This window comes from Streptomyces sp. AC627_RSS907 (genome assembly GCF_019049165.1).
This window is the reverse complement of sequence record NZ_JAGMUE010000084.1, coordinates 48,337-70,153: the sequence shown is the minus strand read 5'-3', so window position 1 is coordinate 70,153 and position 21,817 is coordinate 48,337. Positions and strand designations below refer to the sequence as shown.

Genomic DNA, 21,817 nt, shown 5'->3' with positions numbered 1-21,817 from the left:
TTCAAACATCAAAGGCGCGTGAGGTTACCAACCTCGGACCCGGGGGCGGCGCCGGGGGTGTCTCACCTGTCGAGCCGCGCGAAAACCGCGTGACGGGACCCCGTAGTGTGGAGGGGTGACCGTGAACGCTAAGACCAGCCCGAGCGCTGGCAACACCTGGCGAGACCTGCCCGCGGCGCAGCAGCCCGAGTACCCCGACACCGAGGCTCTGCGCGCAGTGATCGCGGACCTCGAGTCGTATCCGCCCCTCGTCTTCGCGGGCGAGTGCGACCAGCTGCGCGCCCGGATGGCGGCCGTCGCCAAGGGAGAGGCGTTCCTCCTCCAGGGCGGCGACTGCGCCGAGGCCTTCGACGCGGTGTCCGCGGACCACATCCGCAACAAGCTCAAGACGCTGCTCCAGATGGGCGCCGTCCTCACGTACGCCGCCTCCGTGCCCGTGGTGAAGGTGGGCCGGATCGCCGGCCAGTACTCCAAGCCGCGCTCCAAGCCGACCGAGACCCGCGACGGCGTGACCCTGCCGACCTACCGCGGCGACTCCGTCAACGGCTTCGCCTTCACCGAAGAGGCGCGGATCCCGGACCCCGAGCGGCTCAAGCGCATGTACCACGCCTCGGCCTCCACGCTGAACCTGGTGCGCGCCTTCACCACCGGCGGCTACGCCGACCTGCGCCAGGTGCACGCCTGGAACCAGGACTTCGTGAAGTCCTCCCCGTCCGGTCAGCGCTACGAGCAGCTCGCCCGGGAGATCGACAACGCGCTGAACTTCATGCGGGCCTGCGGCACCGACCCGGAGGAGTTCAAGACCGTCGAGTTCTTCTCCTCGCACGAGGCGCTGCTGCTCGACTACGAGTCGGCGCTCACCCGCGTCGACTCGCGCACCGGGCAGCTGTACGACGTCTCCGCGCACATGGTGTGGATCGGTGAGCGCACCCGGCAGCTGGACCACGCGCACATCGAGTTCGCCTCGCGGATCCGCAACCCGATCGGCATCAAGCTCGGCCCGTCGACCACGGCCGAGGAGGCGCTTCAGTACATCGAGCGCCTGGACCCGGAGCGCGAGCCGGGCCGGCTGACCTTCATCGTCCGCATGGGCGCGGACAAGATCCGCGACAAGCTCCCCGAGCTGGTCGAGAAGGTCACCGCCTCCGGTGCCACCGTCGCCTGGATCACCGACCCGATGCACGGCAACACGTACGAGGCGGCCTCCGGTCACAAGACCCGCCGCTTCGACGACGTGCTCGACGAGGTCAAGGGCTTCTTCGAGGTCCACAAGTCGCTCGGCACCCACCCCGGCGGCATCCACGTGGAGCTGACCGGTGACGACGTCACCGAGTGCGTGGGCGGCGGCGACGAGATCTTCGTCGACGACCTGCACCAGCGCTACGAGACGGCCTGCGACCCGCGGCTCAACCGCAGCCAGTCGCTCGACCTGGCGTTCCTGGTGGCGGAGATGTACCGGGACCAGTGACGGACCGGTGACGGTTAGCCCCACCCGGGGCGACAGCACACGGAATGGGGCGCGGGTCACACACGATCCGCGCCCCCACCGCTTTTACCGGCCTGGCGCGATGGGTAAGGTTAGGTTTGCCTCACCGACCAGTCGGGCCCTCCGGTCGTCGGTACGGCACGACCCTGTACTCCGCCCGGGAGGTGAACCGCGTGTTCGTCTGCAGCTGCTTCGGTGTCACCGAGGAACAGGTGAGGAACCACGCGGAAGCCGGCGCCTGCACGCCTCGGCAGATCGCGTCCGCCTGCAAGGCCGGCACCGACTGCGGCGGCTGCGTACGGCGCATCCAGGCGCTGCTCGGCCGCGGCGCCTGCCCCCGCCGGCAGCTCGCCGACCAGGGCGCACCGGTCCTCTCGGAGCTTCCCGAAGCCGCCTAGGTCGCGCCGCGGGCCCTACAGGGAGCCCGGCCCCGAGGAGTCCGGCTGGCTCTGCTCGATGACCGTCGACAGGTAGAGCGACTCGCCCAGCTTCTCGATCAGCTCCAGCTGGGTGTCCAGGTAGTCGATGTGGTGCTCCTCGTCGGCGAGGATCGCCTCGAAGACGTTGGCCGACGTGATGTCGTGCTTGGCCCGCATCACCTCGATGCCCCGGCGCAGCCGGTCGATCGCCTCGACCTCGATCTCCCGGTCCGCCTGGAACATCTCGGTCACGCTCTGCCCGACCCGCACGTGGAAGAGCCGCTGGTAGTTGGGCAGGCCGTCCAGGAGCAGGATGCGGTCGGTGAGCACCTCGGCGTGGCGCATCTCGTCGAAGGACTCCGCGCGCGTGTACTTCGCGAGCTTGGTCCAGCCCTTGTGGTCCTGCAGCTTCGCGTGCAGGAAGTACTGGTTGATCGCCGTGAGCTCGGCGGTGAGCTGTTCGTTGAGGAATTCGATGACCTCGGGGTCGCCCTGCATCGCGTGAAGCTCCTTCGAACGGGAACTGGCGTGTTGCGCCGCATGATTGCACCGGCATCGATGATCGTCCAGTAAGTCTTGACTTAGTAAGTAAGTACAGACTCAGTCGATATTGCCCCTGTTTGTCGCCGTTCCCCCCGCTGTGCGCGATCCCGGTCATGGGCATCGGTCCGGGTCTGTCAGGATGGAGGCATGGGTCAGCCGGTGGGACACGAATCGGGAGAAGGCGGTTCGCAAGGAGCGTCGTCCTTCGAGCTCCCGCCGGGGCAGCGACTCCAGCGCGGCTGGCCGGTCACGCACTATGGGCCGGTCCCCAAGTTCCGCCCGGAGCGGTGGGAGTTCCGCGTCTTCGGCGCCACCGCCGACGGTGAGAAGCACGGCTGGACCCACGACGAGTTCACCGCTCTGCCGTACACCACGGTCGTCGCCGACCTGCACTGCGTCACCAAGTTCAGCATGCTCGGATCCGAGTGGGGCGGCGTCCCGGCCGCCGCGATCCTGGACCTCGCGCCGCCCGCGCCCGCCGTCACCCATGTGATGGTGTGGGCGGAGTACGGGTTCAGCTCCAACCTCCGGCTGTCCGACTTCGCCGCCGAGCGCACCCTCTTCGCCACCCACAAGGACGGCGAGCTGCTCACCGCCGAGCACGGCTTCCCGCTCCGGCTGGTCGTACCGCACCTGTATGCCTGGAAGGGCCCGAAGTGGGTCCGCGGCATCGAGTACATGACCGCCGACCGCCGCGGCTTCTGGGAGGAGCGCGGCTACCACAACATCGGCGACCCGTGGCGGGAGCAGCGCTACTCCTACCAGGAGGAGCCCGGGGACGGCCCCGAGCTCTGACGCTCCCGCCGCGCGGCCCGCGGCGGTCAGCCGTCGCGCAGGCTCTCGTCGCGCAGTCTCTTCAGCCGCTCCACGTCCGCCGCGTGCCCCTCCTTGCCACCCGGCGTCTCGATGACCAGCGGCACGCCCTCGGTCGCCGGGTGGGTCATCAGTGCCCGGAACGGGTCCTCACCGATGTGACCGGCGCCGATGTTCTCGTGCCGGTCCTTGTGCGCGCCGGCCACGTCCTTGGAGTCGTTGGCGTGGATCAGCTTCAGCCGGCCCTCACCGACCGTGTCCACCAGCAGGTCCAGCGTCCGGTGCATCCCGGACGGCCCCGTCAGGTCGTGCCCCGCCGCGAAGACGTGGCAGGTGTCCAGGCACACGCCCAGCTTCGGGTGGGCGTCCAGCGCCTCGAAGTACGGGCCGAAGTCCCAGGTCCGGGAGCACAGGGAGGCGCCCTGGCCGGCGGTCGACTCCAGCAGCAGGTACGGGTCGTCGTCATGGGTGAGCTCGTCCAGCAGCGGCAGCATGAACTCCCGTACCTGCTTCAGCGCCACCGACCGGTCGCGTCCGCCGGTCGCGCTGCCGGTGTGCACGACCACGCCGAGCGCCCCGATCTCCCGCCCGCGCCGCAGCGAGTGCCGCAGCGAGTCCACCGACCGCTCCACCGTCGCCTCGGTGTGGGAGCCGAAGTTGATCAGGTAGGGGGCGTGCACGTAGGCGGGGACGGACCCGGCCGCGCAGGCCTCCCGGAACGCCTCGTCCTGCTTCGGGCTGCCGGCCGGCGTGGCCCAGCCGCGCGGGTTGGCGACGAAGACCTGCACGGCCTCCGCCTTCAGCTCACGGGCGTAGGAGAGGCCGACGGAGTGCAGGCCGCCGGCCACGGGGACGTGGCCGCCGACAGGGTTGCGGCTGATCGGGGGGACGGGCGCGGGTACGGCGGTGCGGGAGGGGGCGGACTGCTGACTGTTCACCCGTTCAGGGTGTCATGGGCCCTCACCCGTCCGGACCGTGTCCCTGGTCACCCCGGTGTCGTCCGGTCCGGGTCACCCGGTGGTCGTCTCGTCCGGGGCACCCGGTGATCGCCCCGTCCGGATCACCGGATGGTTATCTTGACGGTGGACCCCTTGGGGGCCGTGTCCCCGCCGTCCACGGACTGGTCCTTCACGGTGTCGCCGAACAGCCCGAGCAGACCGCGGTCCTCGTCCACCTGGAAACCGGCGTCCTCCAGCTTCCGCACGGCGTCGTCCACGCTGTCGCCGACCACGTCCGGGACCTCGATCATCTCGGGGCCCTTGGACACCGTGAGCGTCACCGTGTCGCCCTCGGCGGCCCGGCTGCCGGGGGCGGGCGTCTGCCGGGCGACCTCACCCCGGTCGTACTCGGAGTTCACCTGCCCGGTGGCGACCTCCACCTTCAGGCCGGCCTCCGTCAGCTCGGCCCTCGCGTCGGCCAGGTCGTCGCCCGTGACGTCCGGGACGTCCACCGGGCTGCCCTTGCTGACGACCAGGGCGACCGCCGAGCCCGCGCGCACCGTGGTGCCCGTCCGGGGCTTCGTCGAGATCACGAAACCCCGGGGCACCTCGTCGCTGAACGCCCGGGTCACCATGCCCGGCTCCAGTCCCTCGTCCTTCAGCACGGTCCGCGCCCGGTCCAGCCTGTAGCCGCGCACGTCCGGCAGCTTGACGGTCGCGGGGCCGTCGGAGACCGTGAACGACACGGAGTCGTGCTTGCGGATACGCGTGCCCACCCCGGGGTCGGAGCTGATGACCTTGCCACGCTCCACGGTCTCGCTGTGGGCGTGGCGCACCGTGCCGACGTCCAGTCCGGCGTCCTCCAGCCGGTCGCGGGCCTGCGCCTCGGTCCGGGACAGCAGGGGCGGCACCTTGGTGAACTGGCCGGAATTGATGTACCAGACGCCCGTGCCGACGCCGAGCACCAGCAGCACGGCCACGACGATCGCCAGCGGACGGCGCCGCAGCTCCGGCCGCAGGCGCCGGGGCGGGGCCGGCGGGGGAGCCCCCAGCCGGCTGGTGTGCTGGACCCCGTCGGCCGGGACACCGTCCTCGTCCTCGCCGACGGGCAGGGGCCGGGGCAGGGTCAGCGCGCGCGGGATCACACTGGTGCGGTCCTCGGCGTTGTCGTGCTCCGCGGTGAGTGCCTGCGGCGGCATCGCGTCCAACTGGTCGGCGCTCAGCGCCCCGCGCGTCCGGCGGGCCTGCGCGAGCAGTGCCACGGCGTCGTGCGGACGGACCTCCGGTGTGCGCGCGGTCGCCGAGGCGACCAGCTCGTCCAGCTCGTACGGCATCCCCGGCACGGCCGCCGACGGCGGCGGCACGTCCTCGTGGAGGTGCTTGTAGAGCACCTGGGCGGGGGAGTCCCCCTCGTGCGGCTTGCCGCCGGTCAGCATCTCGTACAGCACGACCCCGCACGCGTAGACGTCGACCCGCGGGTCGGCCGTGCCGTGCTCGATCTGCTCGGGCGCCAGGTAGGAGACGGTGCCGAGGACGGCCCCGGTGGTGCTGGTGACCGTGTCCACGGCCCGGACCAGCCCGAAGTCGGCCACCTTGACCCGGCCGTCGTCCCCTATCAGGACGTTCTCCGGCTTCATGTCCCGGTGCACGAACCCGGCCCGGTGCGCGGCGCCGAGCGCGGCCAGCACCGGCTCCAGGATGTCCAGCGCGGCCCGCGGCTGGAGCGCCCCGCGCTCGCGGAGGACGTCGCGCAGGGTGCAGCCGGCGATGTACTCCATCGCCAGGTAGACGTACGCCCCCTCGGCCCCCTGGTCGAAGACCTGCACGACGTTGGGGTGGTCGAGCCGGGCCACCGACTTCGCCTCGCGGATGAACCGCTCGACGAAGGTGGCGTCGGTGGCGAGCGCCGGGTGCATCACCTTCAGCGCGAGCACGCGGTCCAGGCGGGTGTCCACGGCCCGGTAGACCGTGGCCATGCCGCCGACCGCGATCCGCGCCTCGACGCGGTACCGGCCGTCGAGCAGCTGCCCGACGAGAGGGTCCTGAAGGGTCGTGTCCACGCAGGCGAGTCTACGAGCCGCCACGGACATCCGACGTCACAGCCGGAAACCGCACCGGTCCTGCAGCGGACCTGTGACGCTTCCCACGAACGGTCGGCCGCCGACGGCGAGGAACCCCACGGGCGAGGCCCCCCTCCCGCCCGACCGGAAACGAGTGGTGCGCGGGTGGGAGACAAAGCCCAGGACAGCACGGAGTCACTGAAAAGCGGGCCGCTCCGGGTCCAGTACCGCCAAGCCCTCCGCGGGAGACGACGCCTGCGCGAAGTGCCGCCGCGGAATTCGCCCCGCCCGTCGCGCCAGCCGCCCCGCCTCCACGGCGTACCGCATCGCCTCCGCCATGAGCACCGGTTCCTGCGCCCGTGTCACCGCCGAGGCGAGCATCACGCCCGCACACCCCAGCTCCATCGCCAGCGCCACGTCCGACGCCGTGCCGGCACCCGCGTCCAGGATCACCGGCACGCGCGCCTGCTCCACGATCAGCTGGAAGTTGTGCGGGTTGCGGATCCCGAGCCCGGACCCGATCGGCGAGCCGAGCGGCATGATCGCCGCACACCCGACGTCCTCCAGCTTCCGCGCGAGGACCGGGTCGTCGTTCGTGTACGGCAGCACCGTGAACCCGTCGTCGACCAGCGTCTCCGCCGCGTCCAGCAACTCGACCGGGTCCGGCAGCAGCGTGCGCTCGTCGGCGATGACCTCCAGCTTGACCAGGTCGGTGCCGAGGGCCTCGCGGGCGAGGCGGGCGGTGAGCACGGCCTCCCCGGCGGTGAAGCAGCCGGCCGTGTTCGGCAGCACCCGGATGCCGAGCCGGTCCAGCACCGACAGCACGGACCCGTGCACCGAGGCGTTCACACGCCGCATCGCGACGGTCGTCAGCTCCGTCCCGGAGGCCACGAGGGCACGCTCCAGCACATCGAGGCTGGGCGCCCCGCCCGTACCCATGATCAGGCGGGACGCGTACGACGTGGAGCCGAGCAGGAAGGGGTCGTCGGCCATGGTCAGCCTCCTTGGACGGCGGTGAGGACCTCGACACGGTCGCCGTCGGCCAGCGCGGTGGCGGGCCACTGCGCGCGCGGGACGACGGTTTCGTTCAGGGCGGCGGCCACTCCGGACGGCGCCGCGGTGAGCGTGCCCACCAGGGCGTCGAGGGCCGTACCGGGAGCCACCTCGCGCGGCTCGCCGTTGACGGTGACGTTCATGCGGACTGCTCCGAGAGTGCGGGGGCGGCGCTGAAGCGCCGCGGGGTGAAGGGACGGGCCTCGGCCGGGAGCTCGCCCGTCGTCAGGGCGTGCGCCATGACGTCGCCGGTGACCGGGGTGAGCAGGACGCCGTTGCGGTGGTGCCCGGTGGCCAGCAGCAGCCCCTCCAGCCCGGAGGGGCCGAGCAGCGGGGCGTTGTCCGGGGAGCCGGGGCGCAGGCCCGCCCGCGTCTCCGCCAGGGGCAGCTCCGTGATGCCGGGAACCAGCTCGTGGGCGTCGCGCAGCAGCTCGTAGACGCCTCCCGCGGTCACCGTCGTGTCCCAGCCCAGCTCCTCGCTGGTGGCACCGACGACGAGTTCGCCGCTCTCCCGGGGCACCAGGTAGACGTGGTTGCCGCGCACCACGGCGCGCACGGTCCGGTTCAGCAGCGGTCCGTGCGTCCGCTCCATCGTCAGCCGCAGCACCTGCCCCTTCACGGGCCGCACCGGCGGCAGCACGTCGTCCGGGACGCCCGCGAGCCGTCCGCTCAGACTGCCCGCGGCCAGCACCACCTGCCCGGCCTCGAGCACGCTGCCGTCGGCGGTGACCACCCCGGTGGCCCGGTCCCCGGCGACGGTGAGCCGCTCGGCCCGCGTCCGGTGGAAGACCACACCGGCGCGCTCGCAGGCGGCCACGAGGGCGCGGGCGAGGAGCCGGGGGTCGATCTGGTGGTCGCCGTCCACCCGGAGCCCCCCGCGCACGCCCGGTGCGAGCATCGGCTCCAGGCGTCGGCACTCGCGCCCCGACAGCCACTCGGACTCCAGTCCCGAGCGCTGCTGGAGCGCGTGCAGTTCCCGCAGGTGGGCGCGGTCGTCGGCGTCCAGGGCGACGGCGAGCGTGCCGCACCGGCGGTAGCCGAGGTCGTGACCCGTGAGGTCGGTGAGCTCCGCCGCGAACTCCGGGTAGCGACGGGCCGACGCGAGGTTCAGCGCGAGCAGGGTCTCCTCGCCGTAGTGCAGTTCCGTGACGGCGGCCAGCATCCCGGCGGCCACCTGGGCGGCCCCGCCGCCCGGCTCGGGGTCCACGACGGCCGTGACCGGCCCGCGCTGCGCGGTCCGCCAGGCCGTGACCAGACCGATGACGCCGCCCCCGACGACGAGGACGTCCGCGGCACGCGGTGTGCGAGGTGACGACATGGGCGTCCAGCCCCTCCCTTCGCCGGCATGACCCGGATCAGGTTCGTACGGTCGGAGGCCGCCAGCCTCCCTCTCAGCCCGGTGCGTCCGGGCTCCCGCGAGTGCTTTACGGTGGCCACCCTAGCCCGCAGAGCAGCCCACTTGTAAGGGAGCCTCCACCCGTGGCGCGTTCACTGGACGGTCTCGTCCTCGCCCCCGTCGCCGACCAGGCGCCCGGCCAGGTCGGTACCCGCACCCGGTTCCTCTACCACGAGCGGGACGGCGCCGTGTGGGCCGAGTACGAGGGCGGCGACGTCGTCCGCGGCCGTCTGGTGGGCACCCGGGAGGGCGACCGGCTCGATTTCCGGTACGTACAGCTCAAGACCGACGGCAGCACCTCGTCGGGACACTGCGTGTCGACCGTCGTCGAGCTGCCGGACGGACGGGTGCGCCTGGAGGAGTCGTGGGAGTGGGAGTCGCAGCGGGGCAGTGGGACGAGCGTGGTGGAGCAGCTCACCGCGCCCGCGCACTGACCGGTGAACCGCCAGGTGTCTATGGTGATCGGGTGAGCGAGCAGACGCGGGCACGGGGACAGGAACGGGAAGCGGACGCGGACGCGGAGCGCCGCGTGGTCGTCGTGGGCGCGGGCATGGCGGGGGTGCAGACCGCGGTCGCCCTGCGGGAGCAGGGCTTCACCGGCGCCGTGACACTGATCGGCGCGGAGCCGCACCAGCCGTACGACCGCCCCCCGCTGTCCAAGGCCGTCCTGCTCGGCACGGCCGAGGGCTCCGCCTTCGACGTCGACTTCGAGGCGCTCGGCATCACGCTGCGGCTCGGCTGCGAGGCCCTGGGCGTGCGCCCCGGCGCACACCTCCTCGACACCTCCGCCGGCCCCGTGCCGTACGACGCCCTCGTCCTCGCGACCGGCGCGGTGCCGATCCGGCTGCCCGGCGCCGAGGGCGTGCCCGGCGTGCACCTGCTGCGCACCCTGGACGACGCCGAACGGCTGCGCCCGGTGCTCGCCCGGCAGCACGACATCGTGGTCGTCGGCGCCGGCTGGATCGGCGCCGAGTTCGCGACCGCCGCGCGCGAGGCGGGCTGCGCCGTGACCGTCGTGGAGGCCGCCGGCCGGCCGCTGGCCGGCGCGCTGCCCGCCGAGGTCGCCGCGCCCATGGCCGCCTGGTACGCCGACGCGGGCGCCGTCCTGCGCACGCACGCGCGCGTGGAGCGCGTCGAGCCCGGCGACGCCGGGGAGGCCGGTCACGTCGTCCTCCACGACGGCTCGCGGCTGCCCGCCGGCGCGGTCGTCGTCGGCATCGGTGCCCGGCCCGCCACCGCCTGGCTCGCCGGCTCCGGCGTCGGCCTCGGCACGCACGGCGACGTCCTGGCCGACGACCGCCTGCGCACCTCCGCGCCGGACGTCTACGCGGTCGGCGACTGCGCGTCCTTCCCCTCCGGCCGCTACGGCGAGCGGCTGCTGGTGCACCACTGGGACAACGCCCTGCAGGGCCCGCGCACGGTCGCCGCCAACATCATCGGCGCCGCCGCGGGGGAGGCCCCGGCGGTCTACGACCCGGTGCCGTACTTCTGGTCCGAGCAGTTCGGCCGCTTCGTCCAGTACGCCGGTCACCACACGGCCGCCGACGCCACCGTGTGGCGCGGTGACCCCGAGGGCCCCGCGTGGACGGTCTGCTGGCTGCGCGAGGACCGGCTGGTCGCTCTGCTGGCGGTGGGCCGTCCACGCGACCTGGCGCAGGGCAGACGCCTGATCCAGGCGGGCACGACGATGGACCCGCGGCTGGTGGCCGACCCGGCGAGGCCGCTGAAGGCGGCGACGGCGTAGTCCGTCCGCCCGGTCCGCGGCCCGGGTCGGACGGGTCCGGTTTCCGACTGTCAGTGCCAGATGGCAGGCTGGGAACGTGACCGAGATTGACGCAAAGATCGATGCTCTCGTGCCTGCCTGGCTCACCGTCCCCGACATCGCCGAGATGCTCGGTGTCGAGGTGACCCGCGTACGCCAGCTGATCAAGGAAGGCCAGCTCATCGCCGTACGGCGCGGTGAGAACCGCGCGCTGCACATCCCCGCGGCCTTCATCGACGAGGACAAGGTCGTCAAGGGCCTGGTCGGAACCCTGACGCTGCTGCGGGACGACGGCTTCACGAACGAGGAAATGCTGGAGTGGCTCTTCACTCCCGACGAGAGCCTGCCGGGTACGCCCGCGCAGGCGCTGAGCGAGAACCGCGGCACGGAGGTGAAGCGCCGCGCCCAGGCGCTCGCCGTCTGACCTGACACCCCGCCCGGCGTACGGTCCGGGGCGGTCCGGGGCGGTCCGGTGTCCGTGGGTCACGGCCGCGAACGGCCGTCGCCCGGCACCGGGCCGCGGGCCGCCCGCAGCCCGTGCGCCGGGGGCCGCGGGCCGTCCGCAGCCTGTGCGCCGGGGCCGCGGGCCGTCCGCAGCACGAACCAAGGCCGCGTGGACCCACCGCGGGGCCACGAAACCGACCCCGGGGGGACACCCGCATGCCCGTCACCGCCTCGACCGCTCGCAGCCGGCTCGCCGACGCCCTGCTCTACCTGTGCACGGACGCCCGCCGTGCCCAGGGCGACCTGCCCGAGTTCCTGGACGCCGTGCTGGCCGGCGGCGTCGACATCGTGCAGCTGCGTGACAAGGGCATGGAGGCGGCCGAGGAGCTGGAGCACCTGGAGGTCTTCGCCGACGCCTGCGCCCGCCACGGCAAGCTCCTCGCGGTCAACGACCGCGCGGACGTCGCCCACGCCGCCCGCGCCGACGTACTGCACCTGGGGCAGGGTGACCTCCCGGTGCCCGCGGCCCGGGCCGTCCTCGGCGACGACGTCCTCGTCGGCCGCTCCACGCACGCCGAGTCCGAGGCCGCCGCTGCCGCCGCCCAGGAGGGCGTGGACTACTTCTGCACGGGGCCGTGCTGGCCCACCCCCACCAAGCCGGGCCGCCACGCGCCGGGCCTCGGCCTGGTCCGGTACACGGCGTCCCTGGGCACCGACCGCCCCTGGTTCGCCATCGGCGGCATCGACCTCGGCAACCTCGACGAGGTGCTGGCCGCGGGCGCCCGGCGCGTCGTCGTCGTCCGCGCGATCACGGCGGCGGACGACCCGGGCGCGGCGGCCGCCGAGTTCGCGAAGCGGCTGCGGCAGGCGTAGGCGCGGCCGTGGGCGCGTGCCCGCGGCATGTGTCCAAGGGGTGGACAACAACCCGACAATGCGGACAGATACCCCGCATCCGGTTGGGTGACCGCCGCCCCCTGGCTAACCTGCCCGTATGGCCCTCGGAACCGCATCGACCAGGACTGATCGCGCACGCACCGTGCGTGACATCCTCGCCGCAGGCAAGACGACGTACTCGTTCGAGTTCTCGGCGCCGAAGACGCCCAAGGGTGAGAAGAACCTGTGGAGCGCGCTGAGGCGGGTGGAGGCGGTCGCCCCGGACTTCGTCTCCGTGACCTACGGCGCGGGCGGTTCCACCCGCGCGGGCACGGTCAGGGAGACCCAGCAGATCGTCGCCGACACGACGCTGACGCCCGTCGCCCACCTCACCGCCGTCGACCACTCCGTCGCGGAGCTGCGCAACATCATCGGCCAGTACGCCGACGCCGGCATCCGCAACATGCTGGCCGTGCGCGGCGACCCGCCCGGCGACCCGACGGCCGAGTGGGTCCCGCACCCGCAGGGCCTGACCTACGCCGCCGAACTGGTCCGGCTCATCAAGGAGTCGGGCGACTTCTGCGTCGGCGTCGCGGCCTTCCCCGAAATGCACCCGCGCTCCGCCGACTGGGACACGGACGTGGCCCACTTCGTCGACAAGTGCCGGGCCGGTGCCGACTACGCGATCACGCAGATGTTCTTCCAGCCCGAGTCGTACCTGCGCCTGCGCGACAGGGTCGCGGCGGCCGGCTGCGAGACCCCGGTCATTCCCGAGGTCATGCCGGTGACCAGCGTGAAGATGCTGGAAAGGTTGCCAAAACTCAGCAACGCCTCGTTCCCGGCCGGGCTGAAAGAGCGGATCCTCGCAGCCAAGGACGATCCGGCGGCTGTACGCTCCATTGGCATCGAGTTCGCCACGGAGTTCTGCGCGCGGCTGCTGGCCGAGGGTGTTCCCGGCCTGCACTTCATCACGCTCAACAACTCCACGGCGACCCTGGAAATCTACGAGAACCTGGGCCTGCACCACCCACCGCGGGCCTAGACCGGCCGCACATACTTACGACACACTGCGTAGCGGCCACTGGGATAGGGGCGTACATGGGCTGGGCGGTCCTCTACATCGCGTTCGGCGTGGTCGCACTGTGGCTGCTCGGCGAGGTGCTGCTGCAGTACAAGGCGCGGCTGCGCTGGCGGCTGCTCGCCTTCGGCGGCTTCGCCGGAGTCGTGGCCGGTGTGCTGATGTCGAACGTGCTCGTCATCGGGCTGGGCGCCGCCGCCTTCGCGGTCGGGCAGACCTACGTCACGCTGTCGTTCCGCCGCGGCTTCGAGGCCGGCTGGGCGGTCAACGCCCCGGCGGGCCTCGCCGTCAGGCGCAGCCGCCCCGAACGGCGCCGGCGGCAACCGACGTTGGAGGTCTCGGGCCTCGACGTGGCCGACGGCGGCCACGGTGGTCACGACGCCCGCGACGCTCAGGACCACCGCGCGCACGGCGACGTACCGGGGCAGGACGGCCTGTCCCACGACCACGACGGCTACGGCCACGACGACCGCGACGACGTGTTCACGCCCGCCCGGCCCGCCGACGTCACGGCCGTGGAGACCACCGCCGTCTACGAACCGCAGCCCGTGCCGGACGAGACCGGATCGTACGGCGTGTACGCCGACACCGGCTTCGGCCGGGACCAGCAGCCACCGGCCGTGCCCGCGCAGGCCACCGGGGAGTCCTACGCCTACGATCACCAGGGCTACGGCCAGCAGGGGTACGGCTACGACACCGCCGCCCAGCAGCAGTACGCCGCCTACTCCGACCCGTACATCGGCACCCACACCTACGGCGGCGCGTCGTACGACACCGGGGGCTACGACCCGACCGGCGGGCAGCAGCACGGACCGCAGGGCTACGCGCAGGACCAGCACGCGCCCGGCGGCTACCCCGCTGAGACCCCGCCCGGCGGGGTGTGGGTGCCGCAACAGCGCAGCGCCGACGACCCGTACGGCGGCGAACTCCCGCCCGAGCAGGCGTACCCGCACCAGGGCGACGGCCGGCCGCACAGCCAGGGCTACGACGAGCAGTACCGCTTCTGACGCCCGCGGGGCCCGGTGACGGGCCCCGGCCGCTCACTGGGAGCCGCGGAACTCCGGTCCCTCCACGATGAGTCCGGCGACCAGCGCGCCCGACATCCCCGCGTGCGGGAGACCCCCGCCGGGGTGCGACCAGCCGCCGACCGTGAACAGGCCGCCCGTGCGCGTCCCGTTCGCCGGGTGCAGCAGCCGTCCGCCGGCTCCCGCCAGCGCCGGCACCGGGACGGCACCGTCCGCCGCACCGGTGTCCGCCGCGACGTGGGCCGGGGTGCGCACCTCGTGCCACAGGAGACGGTCGCGCAGGCCGGGTACCGCCCGCTCGGCGGCGTCGACGAGGCGCTCGGCACGGTCGCCCGCGTCCGTCCCGCCGCCCGCGGGCACCATCGCGGTGAGCGTGACCGCCTCGTGAGCGGCGTCCGGGACCAGTGCCGGGTCGTCGGGCCGCAGAACCGTGACGGTCGGACGCGCCGCCGGACCGGGCGCCGAACCGAACAGCGCCTCCAACTCGGCCTCGCGGTCCGGCGTGTGCACCACCGTACGGTGCGCGGCTCCCTCGGGACGGCCGCCCCGCAGCGCCAGCAGCACCGTCACCCGGCTCGCCGCGCCGCGCTGCGCCGGTACCTCACCGTCACCCCGCACCGCCGGTCCGCCGCAGAGGCGGTCCAGCACGCCCGGAGCCACCCCGGCGACCACGAACTCGGCCTCCGCCACGGAGCCCTCGGACAGCTCCACGCCCGCCACCCGGCCGTCCTTCTCCACGATCCCGGTGACCTCGGTGTCGAAGTGGAACTCGACCCGGCGGGCCAGGCACCGTTCGTACACCGCCCGTGCCAGCTCCCGCAGACCACCGCCCCGCACGTACCACATACCGAAGGCGTACTCCATGTACGGCAGCACGGCGGCGTTCGCCGGGGCGGTCCTCGGATCCAGGCCGTACGCGAGCGCGTGGCTCTCCAGGAGCGCGGCGAGGCGGGGGTCCCGCAGCTCCCAGGCACCGATCTCGGCGAGCGTGCCGGCCCGGCGGGTGCGCAGCAGCCGCTTGTGCGGCACGGCCGGATAGGGCTCGCGCTCGGCCAGCATCCGCCAGTTCGGCCACAGCGGCTCCTCGAGGAGCGGGCGGCGCGTCCGGTCCCAGGTCTCCCGGGCCCGCACCAGGAAGTCGCCCCAGCGCTGCCCGGCGGCCGAGCCGAGCGCCGCGTCCAGGGAGGCGACGACGCCCGCCCGCGAGGCGTTCGGCAGGGAGACCTCCGTGCCGTCCGCGAACACGTGCCGTGACGACGGGTCGACCTGCACCAGCTCGACGCAGGACTCCAACGGCTCCTTGCCCGTCTTCACGAACAGATCGCGCCAGACGGCGGGCAGCGGCAGCAGCCCCGGTCCGGTGTCGAAGGAGAAGCCGTCCCGCTCGAAGCGGCGCAGGGCACCGCCGTACGTCCGAGTCCGCTCGTACACCGCCACCCGGTGGCCCGCGACGGCCAGCCGGGCGGCGGCCGCCATCGCGCCCATCCCGGCGCCGATCACCGCAATCCGTGCCATGCCAGGGACTTTATCCGCCGCCACCGGCAACCGGTCCGGGGGTGCCGGGCCGCGCACCCGCGGGTACGGCCGGTGCCGCGCCGCGCTGAGTACCCCGGCGGACGCGCGCGTGACCGGTCGGCCGCGCGCCGCTGTGAGCCGCGGTGCGCAGGACTGAGTATCCGTACCTAGCCCGGTAGATGAGTACGCGCACGGATGGGGCCCGACCCGCGGGAACGAGAGGGTGGAGGCACGGAGAGGGGCACGGCTCCGGACCGGCGGCACGGGGCGCCGGAACGGAGCCGGGCCCGCGATCCGCTCCTTCCGCCGGCCGCGGTCGGTGGGAGCGAGGCACGGGGGAGCCCAGGGGGACGACCGAACGGGGGTTCCGACGGGGGACGTACGGGGGATGTACGGGGGAGCACGAGGAGGCGCCGGTCCGCCGGTGGCCCGCGGGGGACGCGGCCACCGGCGGACCGGCGCTCTCCGTGTGCGGCCGGCCGCTCAGACGCGGCCGCTCACGCGCCCCTGGAGCAGCCTGGACAGCGCCGCGTGGACGTCGTCGAGGGAGCGCTCCGGCTGGAACGACTTCCAGTCCAGCGCGGCCACCAGGACCATGCCGACCAGGGCGGCGGCGGTCAGCGGTACGTCGATCTCCTCGCTGAACTCACCGCTCGCCACGCCTTCGCGCAGCACGCCCTCCACCACCGCGACGGCCTCCTGCCGGACCACCAGCAGCGTGGACTGCCAGGCCCGGTTGGTGCGCCACAGCTCCGCCACGTACAGCTGGGTGAAGGCCGGGTAGCGGTCGATGAACACGAGACCCGCGCGGATCATCGCGTCCAGGGCGTCCACCCGGCCGCGGCCCTCCCGCGCGGTCCGCTCCGCCGCCTGGCGCAGCGAGGCGGTGAGGAGGCCGACACCATGGCGCAGCAGCTCCTCGAAGAGGACGGACTTGCTGGCGAAGTTGTAGTAGACCGTGCCCTTCGCGACCCCGGCGCGTTCGGCGATCTCGTCCACGGTGGTGGCGGAGAAGCCCTGCTCGGCGATGAGGGTGACGGCCGCCTCGTAGAGCTTCTGCCGGGTGGCCTCGCGGCGGCCGCTGCCCTGGGAGGTGGCGCTGCTGCTTTCCATGGTCACGATTGTCACAGGAACCCCGGCCGGGCCCGACACCGCGAGGCCCCGGGTGGGGCCACCGCGAGCGGCGTGGGCGGGAACCGGCGCCTGACCGCGGCCCGAACGCTCGATCGAGGTGAAAGTCCAGGTCAGAACGGATTGTCAGTGGCATACCTCACGATGGGCACATACGGCACCTCGTCACCGGGCGTGCCGTCACGGAGACGACAGGAGGTTCGTCATGGCCCACTCGTCCGCAGCCGCCGCCCGGCGGCGTAGCGCATCCGGCCCTGCCCCCTCACTGACCGGCCCGGCGAGCGACGTGCACCCCGTGCTCCGCCGGACGACCGCCCCGCCCGCCGCCCTCGACCTGCTCGCCCAGGCCCGGGCCGGGCTGGAGGAGGCCACCGCTCTGCAATCGCCGAACGAGCGGTACGCGACGGCCCACCTCGCGGCCCTGCGCACCGCCGCCGCGGTGCTCGCCGCACGCGGCCGGCCCGAGACCACCCCCCGGGCCCGGGCCCGCATCCGCAGCGCCTGGGACGTGCTCCCGGAGATCGCGCCCGAGCTCTCCGACTGGAGCGCGCTCTTCGCCTCCGGCGCCCGGCGTCGGGCCCGGGCCGAGGCGGGTATCCAGGGCGCGGCGGGCAGCCGGGACGCCGACGACCTGATACGCGACGTGGCGATGTTCCTGCGCATCGTGGAGCGGATGCTGGTCCTCCAGCCGGTGCTGCCCCAGCCCCGCCCCGACGCGGACCACCACGACACCGACCGCCCCGCCCCGGATCGCCGCGGCACGGACCGCCCCGACGCGGGCCGCCGCGGCACGGACCGTTCCGACGCCGCCGGGCGGTGGGCTCACGGGCCGTGACCTTCCGGACGCGGGCCGAGTACGTCGCGCACGCGCCCCGCCGGGCGCCGCCGGGGCGGTGGCACGGGGTGCCCGCTGACCGCACCGGAGGCAATAGGGTGGGAGGCGCCTGAAGCCTGCCCCTTCCCGCACCCGGGCCGGGGCGGCAGCCCGTTCGCTCCGCCCGTGCCCGAGGCGGTGCCGCGCCGAGGAGTCAACTGCCGTGTCGGACCCGATGCGCCCGCCCGTCTCCCCCCACCGCTCCCGGACGACGTCGCTGCGCCCCGATCCCTCCCGGTCCCGCGCCGCCCTTCGTACCGCAGTGGTCTGGGACGTCCTCCAGGACGCCCTCGACCGCCGGGTCAAGGCCACGGGCCGCCAGGTGCTGGACGTCCTGGACACCGGGGGCGGCAGCGGCAACTTCGCGGTGCCCGTGGCCCGCCTCGGCCACCGCGTCACCGTCGTCGACCCGAGCCCCAACGCCCTGTTCGCCCTGGAGCGCCGCGCCGCCGAGGCCGACGTCGCCGACCGCGTACGAGGTGTGCAGGGCGACGCCCGCGGCCTCTTCGACGTGGTCGAGCGCGGCGGCTACGACGCGGTGCTCTGCCACGGCGTCCTGGAGTACGTGGACGACCCGGCGGAGGGCGTCCGCAACGTGGTGGCCGCCCTGCGCGCCGAGGGCGTCCTCAGCCTGCTCGCCGCCGGACTGGGCGGTGCCGTGCTCGCGCGCGCCCTCGCCGGCCACTTCGGGGAGGCGCGGCAGGCCCTCGACGACCCCGACGGCCGCTGGGGCACCGGCGACCCCGTGCCGCGCCGGTTCACCGCCGAGCAGCTCACCGCGCTGGTCGAGGCCGCGGGACTCCAGGTCGGTGCCGTGCACGGTGTACGGATCTTCGCCGACCTCGTCCCGGGTGTCCTGGTGGACACCGAGCCCGGCGCCATGGACGCCCTCCTGGAGCTGGAGGCCGCGGCGGCCGAACGCCCGGCTTTTCACGCCGTGGCCACGCAGCTTCACGTGCTCGGTGAGACGCGGGGGACCCACGAGGTCTGAGTCACCCGGTGGGGTACGGCGCTGATCAGGTGCGGGACTGCAGATGGAGTACGCCACAGGCCACCCGAACGGGGGCCAGTCGCCGTATGATCGAGGGAGACCGCCCGGCATGACGGGTCGGCCGCTGGGGAATGGGAACTTCAGCGAGCCGGCGCGGCCATGACGGAAACCGGTTGGCCAATTGGCGTAGAGGGGCGGGTTTCACGGGGGCGATTCCCTGCCTATCCTGAAGGGACCCCCCCGGGTCGCCCCGGCGACTGCACGATGAGGAGGACTCCGTGCCGCTCTCGGAGCACGAGCAGCGCATGCTCGAGCAAATGGAGCGAGCGCTGTACGCCGAAGATCCCAAGTTCGCGACAGCGCTCGAGGGAAGCGGGCTGCGTACGTACACCCGGCGACGGGTCTACCAGGCGGTCGCGGGCTTCCTCGCAGGTATTGCGCTCCTCATGGCCGGTATGGTCGCCCAGCAGGTCTGGCTCAGTGTGGTGGGTTTCCTCGTCATGCTGGGCTGTGCGGTCCTCGCCGTGACCGGATGGCGTAAGGCGCCCAAACCGGGTGAGCAACCCGTGCCGGGAGCCGGTGCCGGACCGCAGGCTCGCGGGCAAGGGCGCCATCAGCGCCGCTCCATGATGGACCGCATCGACGAGCGCTGGCAGCGGCGCCGGGACGAGCAGCAGGGCGGGTAGCAGCCCTGGGCAACCGCCCACCAGGACATCTGCGTGAGGGGTGACCACCGAATCGGTGGTCACCCCTCACGTGTGCCACCCCGCATGTATGCCGTCCGTGTCCGGGAGACCGGGGCGGGGACCAAACCGGGCCAGGGACGTGATCCGGCGGACGCTGCCCCGTGGGACGGCCCCCATGAGAGGGGGGCCGTCGGCGGGACGAGGACGAGGCGGCCCGCCGCCCCCACTCGGAGCCCGGTGGCCGGCCGGCCACCGGGCCGGACTCAGCCCTGCTGCCCCGACGCCTTCCGCAGTGTCGGCCGGACAGCCGCCGCCCGCCGCTTCAGCGCCGCCCACCGGGCCGACACCGCCCAGGCCGCCCGTACGCTGGAACGCGGGGCGAACAGCGCACGCAGCCGCGCACCGCGGCCGGCCGTGGCACGCAGACCGGCGCTCGCCCGGTGGACGTCCTCCGTGAGCCCCGCCGTCGGCCGGGGCCGGGGTGCGTAGAGAACCTGCTCCACGGCGTCCGCCACCCGGTGCACCGCCGCCGCGGCCGTCGGGTCGAGACGCCCGAGCCGGACGATCCGGGCCGCCGACCTGCGCGGAGTCCGTGACTCCTCCGGCGGGATCCCGAAGTCCCACGCCGTGTCCGTCAGCTCCTGCCAGACCGCCAGCGTGTGCGGCACCGCGTCCGCCTCGGTGCGGCCGTGCGCTCCCAGCCGCACCGCACGGGTGCGCAGCCGCCACAGCATCGGCGCGAGCGGTATCAGCAGCAGGGCGAGCCCGCCCAGGGCCCAGGCCAGTGCCGTGTACCACGTCGGCCCGTCGCCACCGGTGACCGGTACGGCGGCGGCCGACTCGGTCCCGCAGGCGTCCAGCTTCTTGTCCTGGGCCGTGCAGCTCTCGCTCGTCGAGGGGGCCGCCGACGGCTCCGGCTGTGCGTTCCGGGACGGCAGGGCGGGGTCCGGCACCGTACTGCCCGGCGTGTCCGACAGGGTGTACGACGGGGTCGAGCCACGCGTCGGCGTCGGCTCGAAGCGGGTCCAGCCCACGCCTTCGAAGTACACCTCGGGCCAGGCGTGCGCGTCCCGCAGTCCCACCGCCACCGAGCCGTCCGCCTGCGGGGAACCCGGCGCGAAGCCCACCGCGACCCTGGCCGGTATGTCCAGGGAACGGGCCATCGCGGCCATCGCGAAGGAGAAGTGGACGCAGAAGCCCTGTTTGTCCTTGAGGAAGCGGGCGATCCCGTCCGAGCCGCTGCCGACGTCGACCTGGGTGTCGTACTCGAAACCGCCGGTGATCGCGAAGTACTCCTGGAGCCTGACCGCCTGCTCGTAGGGGTTCGCCGCGCCGGCGGTGACCTCCCGCGCGGTCCGGGAGACGACCTCGGGCAGCGAGTCCGGCAGTTCGGTGTACTCCCGCGTCAAGGCCGCCGCCGGCTGCGGTGCCGCGGCGAGCTGGTCGCCGGTCGGCTGCACGTGCAGGCTCCGCACCTGGTACGTCAGCCCGCGCGTGTTCTGGCCGTGGTCGCCGACCAGGGTCATGCCGACGGGTTCGTAGCGCCAGTTCCCCGGGACCCGCACGCCGCTGGGCGGGTACGGCATCGGCAGCCAGTCCTGGGCGTACCAGTCCGCGGCCGAGATGGAGGTCCGGATCTCCGTGCGCTTGATGTCGGGGCCGAGACCGGTCGGTGTGGGAAGCGTGCCCTCCGGCACGGCGGTGATCCGCCGCTTGGACGGCTTCCAGGTGGTGCCGTCGAAGTCGTCCAGGGACACGATGCGCAGGTACAGGTCGGAGAGGTCGCCCGTGTCGGTCCTGACGGACAGGACCTGGCGGTCCTCGTCGACGTTGAGGCTGTCGCGCAGGGACACCAGCGGGTTCACCGCGGAGATCGTGCCGCCGCCCCCGTCACCGGAGCCGACGCCCGTCTTGGCGCCGTCCAGCAGCCCGCCGTCCATCGCGGGCAGGGCCAGCGGCACCACCAGGGCGACCCCCAGCGCGAACGCGCCGATGCGCCGGCCGGTACGGACCGGAGCGACCGCGCCGCCCTGGTTCCCGCCCGGGGTACGCGGCACGCCGCCGAAGACCCGGCCCCACTGCGAGAGCCGGTCACGCCCCTCGGCCAGGAGGAGCGTCAGATAGCCGGCCGCGGCGACCAGGAACCACAGCCAGTCGGCTCCGCCCTCGGACAGTCCCGCGGCCACCGAGTACAGCGCGAGCAGCGGGAGCCCGGCCGGGGCGGCGCTGCGGAAGGTCACCGCGAGGGTGTCCACCAGCAGCCCGATCACCAGCACACCGCCGACCAGCATCAGCCGGATGCCGTCGGACTCCAGCGGCGCGGGGATCGCGTACCGCGCGATGTCGTCGCCGCCCTGCCGGAGCAGCTCGGCGAAGTGCTGGAAGGCCTGCGGACCGGGGATCAGCCCGCCGAGTGCCTGCTGCCGGGTGAAGACCAGGGTCAGCAGCAACAGCCCGACCACGGCCTGCGCGGCGACGGTCAGCGGCCGGGCGAGCGGCACCCGGCGGGCCGCCGCGCCCACCCCGGACTGGACCGCCAGCAGGAACGCGGCCTGCAGGATCCAGGTGGCCGGATCGACCAGGGGCAGCAGGGAGCACGCCGCCGCGAGTGTGGCCGCCCACGCGCACAACGCCATTCGCACCCGTCCGCTCATCGCGTGTCCCTCCGGCCGTTCGTCGTCGAGGGGGCGGTGTGTGCGTGGTGGGTCTGTGGCCGGTGGTGCCGGTGCT

21 protein-coding genes and 1 riboswitch are annotated in these 21,817 nt (G+C 73.5%); of the genes, 12 read left to right on the top strand and 9 right to left on the bottom strand.

Features of this window, described 5'->3' with window-relative positions; genetic code table 11:
* Positions 1-115: 115 nt before the first annotated feature.
* Together KUM32_RS19340 and KUM32_RS19335 are read left to right on the top strand one after the other, a co-directional pair.
* Positions 116-1,468: a class II 3-deoxy-7-phosphoheptulonate synthase gene (locus KUM32_RS19340; RefSeq protein WP_217143176.1), complete on the top strand. Its 1,353-nt coding sequence runs from the start codon at positions 116-118 to the stop codon at positions 1,466-1,468.
* Between the two features lie 182 nt (positions 1,469-1,650).
* Positions 1,651-1,884: a bacterioferritin-associated ferredoxin gene (locus KUM32_RS19335; RefSeq protein ID WP_217143175.1), complete on the top strand. Its 234-nt coding sequence runs from the start codon at positions 1,651-1,653 to the stop codon at positions 1,882-1,884.
* A gap of 15 nt (positions 1,885-1,899) precedes the next feature.
* Here KUM32_RS19335 and bfr read toward each other — a convergent pair whose 3' ends face one another.
* Complete coding sequence (gene bfr / locus KUM32_RS19330; RefSeq protein ID WP_217143174.1) at positions 1,900-2,403, bottom strand: bacterioferritin; 504 nt, start codon at positions 2,401-2,403, stop codon at positions 1,900-1,902.
* Positions 2,404-2,595: 192 nt separating this feature from the next.
* Between bfr and KUM32_RS19325 the strand changes: the two genes are divergently transcribed.
* Positions 2,596-3,243, top strand: a complete 648-nt coding sequence (locus KUM32_RS19325) for a sulfite oxidase-like oxidoreductase (RefSeq protein ID WP_217143173.1) — start codon at positions 2,596-2,598, stop codon at positions 3,241-3,243.
* Between the two features lie 26 nt (positions 3,244-3,269).
* Here KUM32_RS19325 and KUM32_RS19320 read toward each other — a convergent pair whose 3' ends face one another.
* The 5 genes from KUM32_RS19320 to thiO form a co-directional block, all read right to left on the bottom strand.
* The gene (locus KUM32_RS19320) at positions 3,270-4,199 is read right to left on the bottom strand and encodes a deoxyribonuclease IV (RefSeq protein ID WP_374227533.1); all 930 of its coding nucleotides are present in this window, start codon (positions 4,197-4,199) and stop codon (positions 3,270-3,272) included.
* Positions 4,200-4,321: 122 nt separating this feature from the next.
* Positions 4,322-6,259, bottom strand: a complete 1,938-nt coding sequence (pknB, locus tag KUM32_RS19315; RefSeq protein ID WP_217143172.1) for a Stk1 family PASTA domain-containing Ser/Thr kinase — start codon at positions 6,257-6,259, stop codon at positions 4,322-4,324.
* A gap of 195 nt (positions 6,260-6,454) precedes the next feature.
* Positions 6,455-7,252: a thiazole synthase gene (locus KUM32_RS19310; protein WP_217143171.1), complete on the bottom strand. Its 798-nt coding sequence runs from the start codon at positions 7,250-7,252 to the stop codon at positions 6,455-6,457.
* 2 nt (positions 7,253-7,254) lie between these two features.
* Positions 7,255-7,455, bottom strand: a complete 201-nt coding sequence (gene thiS / locus KUM32_RS19305; protein WP_217143170.1) for a sulfur carrier protein ThiS — start codon at positions 7,453-7,455, stop codon at positions 7,255-7,257.
* Positions 7,452-8,630, bottom strand: a complete 1,179-nt coding sequence (gene thiO / locus KUM32_RS19300; RefSeq protein WP_217143169.1) for a glycine oxidase ThiO — start codon at positions 8,628-8,630, stop codon at positions 7,452-7,454. The genes thiS and thiO overlap by 4 nt, the downstream gene beginning before the upstream one ends.
* A riboswitch (TPP riboswitch) is annotated at positions 8,628-8,739 on the bottom strand. (Overlaps the previous gene by 3 nt.)
* A 52-nt stretch (positions 8,740-8,791) precedes the next feature.
* On the opposite strand from thiO, the gene KUM32_RS19295 reads away from it, so the two are divergent.
* From KUM32_RS19295 to KUM32_RS19270, 6 genes are all read left to right on the top strand, one after another.
* Complete coding sequence (locus KUM32_RS19295; RefSeq protein ID WP_217143168.1) at positions 8,792-9,142, top strand: hypothetical protein; 351 nt, start codon at positions 8,792-8,794, stop codon at positions 9,140-9,142.
* Between the two features lie 32 nt (positions 9,143-9,174).
* Positions 9,175-10,452: an NAD(P)/FAD-dependent oxidoreductase gene (locus KUM32_RS19290; protein WP_374227532.1), complete on the top strand. Its 1,278-nt coding sequence runs from the start codon at positions 9,175-9,177 to the stop codon at positions 10,450-10,452.
* Positions 10,453-10,528: 76 nt separating this feature from the next.
* Positions 10,529-10,894, top strand: coding sequence for an Rv2175c family DNA-binding protein (locus KUM32_RS19285; protein WP_217143167.1), 366 nt, complete (start codon positions 10,529-10,531; stop codon positions 10,892-10,894).
* A gap of 236 nt (positions 10,895-11,130) precedes the next feature.
* On the top strand, positions 11,131-11,787 hold the full coding sequence (gene thiE, locus KUM32_RS19280; protein WP_217143166.1) for a thiamine phosphate synthase: 657 nt from the start codon (positions 11,131-11,133) through the stop codon (positions 11,785-11,787).
* Positions 11,788-11,905: 118 nt separating this feature from the next.
* Positions 11,906-12,829 carry a methylenetetrahydrofolate reductase [NAD(P)H] gene (gene metF / locus KUM32_RS19275; RefSeq protein ID WP_217143165.1) on the top strand — a complete coding sequence of 308 codons (924 nt, stop codon included), beginning with the start codon at positions 11,906-11,908 and terminating at the stop codon, positions 12,827-12,829.
* Positions 12,830-12,885: 56 nt separating this feature from the next.
* Positions 12,886-13,872: a hypothetical protein gene (locus tag KUM32_RS19270; RefSeq protein WP_217143164.1), complete on the top strand. Its 987-nt coding sequence runs from the start codon at positions 12,886-12,888 to the stop codon at positions 13,870-13,872.
* A 33-nt stretch (positions 13,873-13,905) separates the two neighbouring features.
* Here KUM32_RS19270 and KUM32_RS19265 read toward each other — a convergent pair whose 3' ends face one another.
* The gene (locus tag KUM32_RS19265) at positions 13,906-15,405 is read right to left on the bottom strand and encodes an NAD(P)/FAD-dependent oxidoreductase (protein WP_217143163.1); all 1,500 of its coding nucleotides are present in this window, start codon (positions 15,403-15,405) and stop codon (positions 13,906-13,908) included.
* Positions 15,406-15,888: 483 nt separating this feature from the next.
* Positions 15,889-16,518 carry a TetR/AcrR family transcriptional regulator gene (locus KUM32_RS19260; protein ID WP_217143162.1) on the bottom strand — a complete coding sequence of 210 codons (630 nt, stop codon included), beginning with the start codon at positions 16,516-16,518 and terminating at the stop codon, positions 15,889-15,891.
* 223 nt (positions 16,519-16,741) lie between these two features.
* On the opposite strand from KUM32_RS19260, the gene KUM32_RS19255 reads away from it, so the two are divergent.
* The 3 genes from KUM32_RS19255 (at position 16,742) to KUM32_RS19245 (ending at position 19,087) form a co-directional block, all read left to right on the top strand.
* Complete coding sequence (locus KUM32_RS19255; RefSeq protein WP_217143161.1) at positions 16,742-17,371, top strand: SAV_6107 family HEPN domain-containing protein; 630 nt, start codon at positions 16,742-16,744, stop codon at positions 17,369-17,371.
* 202 nt (positions 17,372-17,573) lie between these two features.
* The gene (locus tag KUM32_RS19250; RefSeq protein WP_217143160.1) at positions 17,574-18,401 is read left to right on the top strand and encodes a methyltransferase; all 828 of its coding nucleotides are present in this window, start codon (positions 17,574-17,576) and stop codon (positions 18,399-18,401) included.
* Between the two features lie 278 nt (positions 18,402-18,679).
* Complete coding sequence (locus tag KUM32_RS19245; protein WP_217143159.1) at positions 18,680-19,087, top strand: DUF3040 domain-containing protein; 408 nt, start codon at positions 18,680-18,682, stop codon at positions 19,085-19,087.
* A 263-nt stretch (positions 19,088-19,350) separates the two neighbouring features.
* Here KUM32_RS19245 and KUM32_RS19240 read toward each other — a convergent pair whose 3' ends face one another.
* Positions 19,351-21,741 (bottom strand): DUF3488 and transglutaminase-like domain-containing protein, encoded by a 2,391-nt coding sequence (locus KUM32_RS19240; protein ID WP_217143158.1) that lies wholly within the window; start codon positions 21,739-21,741, stop codon positions 19,351-19,353.
* Between the last annotated feature and the right edge of the window lie 76 nt (positions 21,742-21,817).

Bases quoted from the DNA above. Each gene is read 5' to 3' on its own strand.
- bfr (WP_217143174.1), bottom strand. From the start codon at position 2,403: ATGCAGGGCGACCCCGAGGTCATCGAATTCCTCAACGAACAGCTCACC.
- KUM32_RS19325 (WP_217143173.1), top strand. From the start codon at position 2,596: ATGGGTCAGCCGGTGGGACACGAATCGGGAGAAGGCGGTTCGCAAGGA.
- KUM32_RS19310 (WP_217143171.1), bottom strand. From the start codon at position 7,252: ATGGCCGACGACCCCTTCCTGCTCGGCTCCACGTCGTACGCGTCCCGC.
- thiS (WP_217143170.1), bottom strand. From the start codon at position 7,455: ATGAACGTCACCGTCAACGGCGAGCCGCGCGAGGTGGCTCCCGGTACG.
- thiO (WP_217143169.1), bottom strand. From the start codon at position 8,630: ATGTCGTCACCTCGCACACCGCGTGCCGCGGACGTCCTCGTCGTCGGG.
- thiE (WP_217143166.1), top strand. From the start codon at position 11,131: ATGCCCGTCACCGCCTCGACCGCTCGCAGCCGGCTCGCCGACGCCCTG.
- metF (WP_217143165.1), top strand. From the start codon at position 11,906: ATGGCCCTCGGAACCGCATCGACCAGGACTGATCGCGCACGCACCGTG.
- KUM32_RS19270 (WP_217143164.1), top strand. From the start codon at position 12,886: ATGGGCTGGGCGGTCCTCTACATCGCGTTCGGCGTGGTCGCACTGTGG.
- KUM32_RS19265 (WP_217143163.1), bottom strand. From the start codon at position 15,405: ATGGCACGGATTGCGGTGATCGGCGCCGGGATGGGCGCGATGGCGGCC.
- KUM32_RS19260 (WP_217143162.1), bottom strand. From the start codon at position 16,518: ATGGAAAGCAGCAGCGCCACCTCCCAGGGCAGCGGCCGCCGCGAGGCC.
- KUM32_RS19255 (WP_217143161.1), top strand. From the start codon at position 16,742: ATGGCCCACTCGTCCGCAGCCGCCGCCCGGCGGCGTAGCGCATCCGGC.
- KUM32_RS19240 (WP_217143158.1), bottom strand. From the start codon at position 21,741: ATGAGCGGACGGGTGCGAATGGCGTTGTGCGCGTGGGCGGCCACACTC.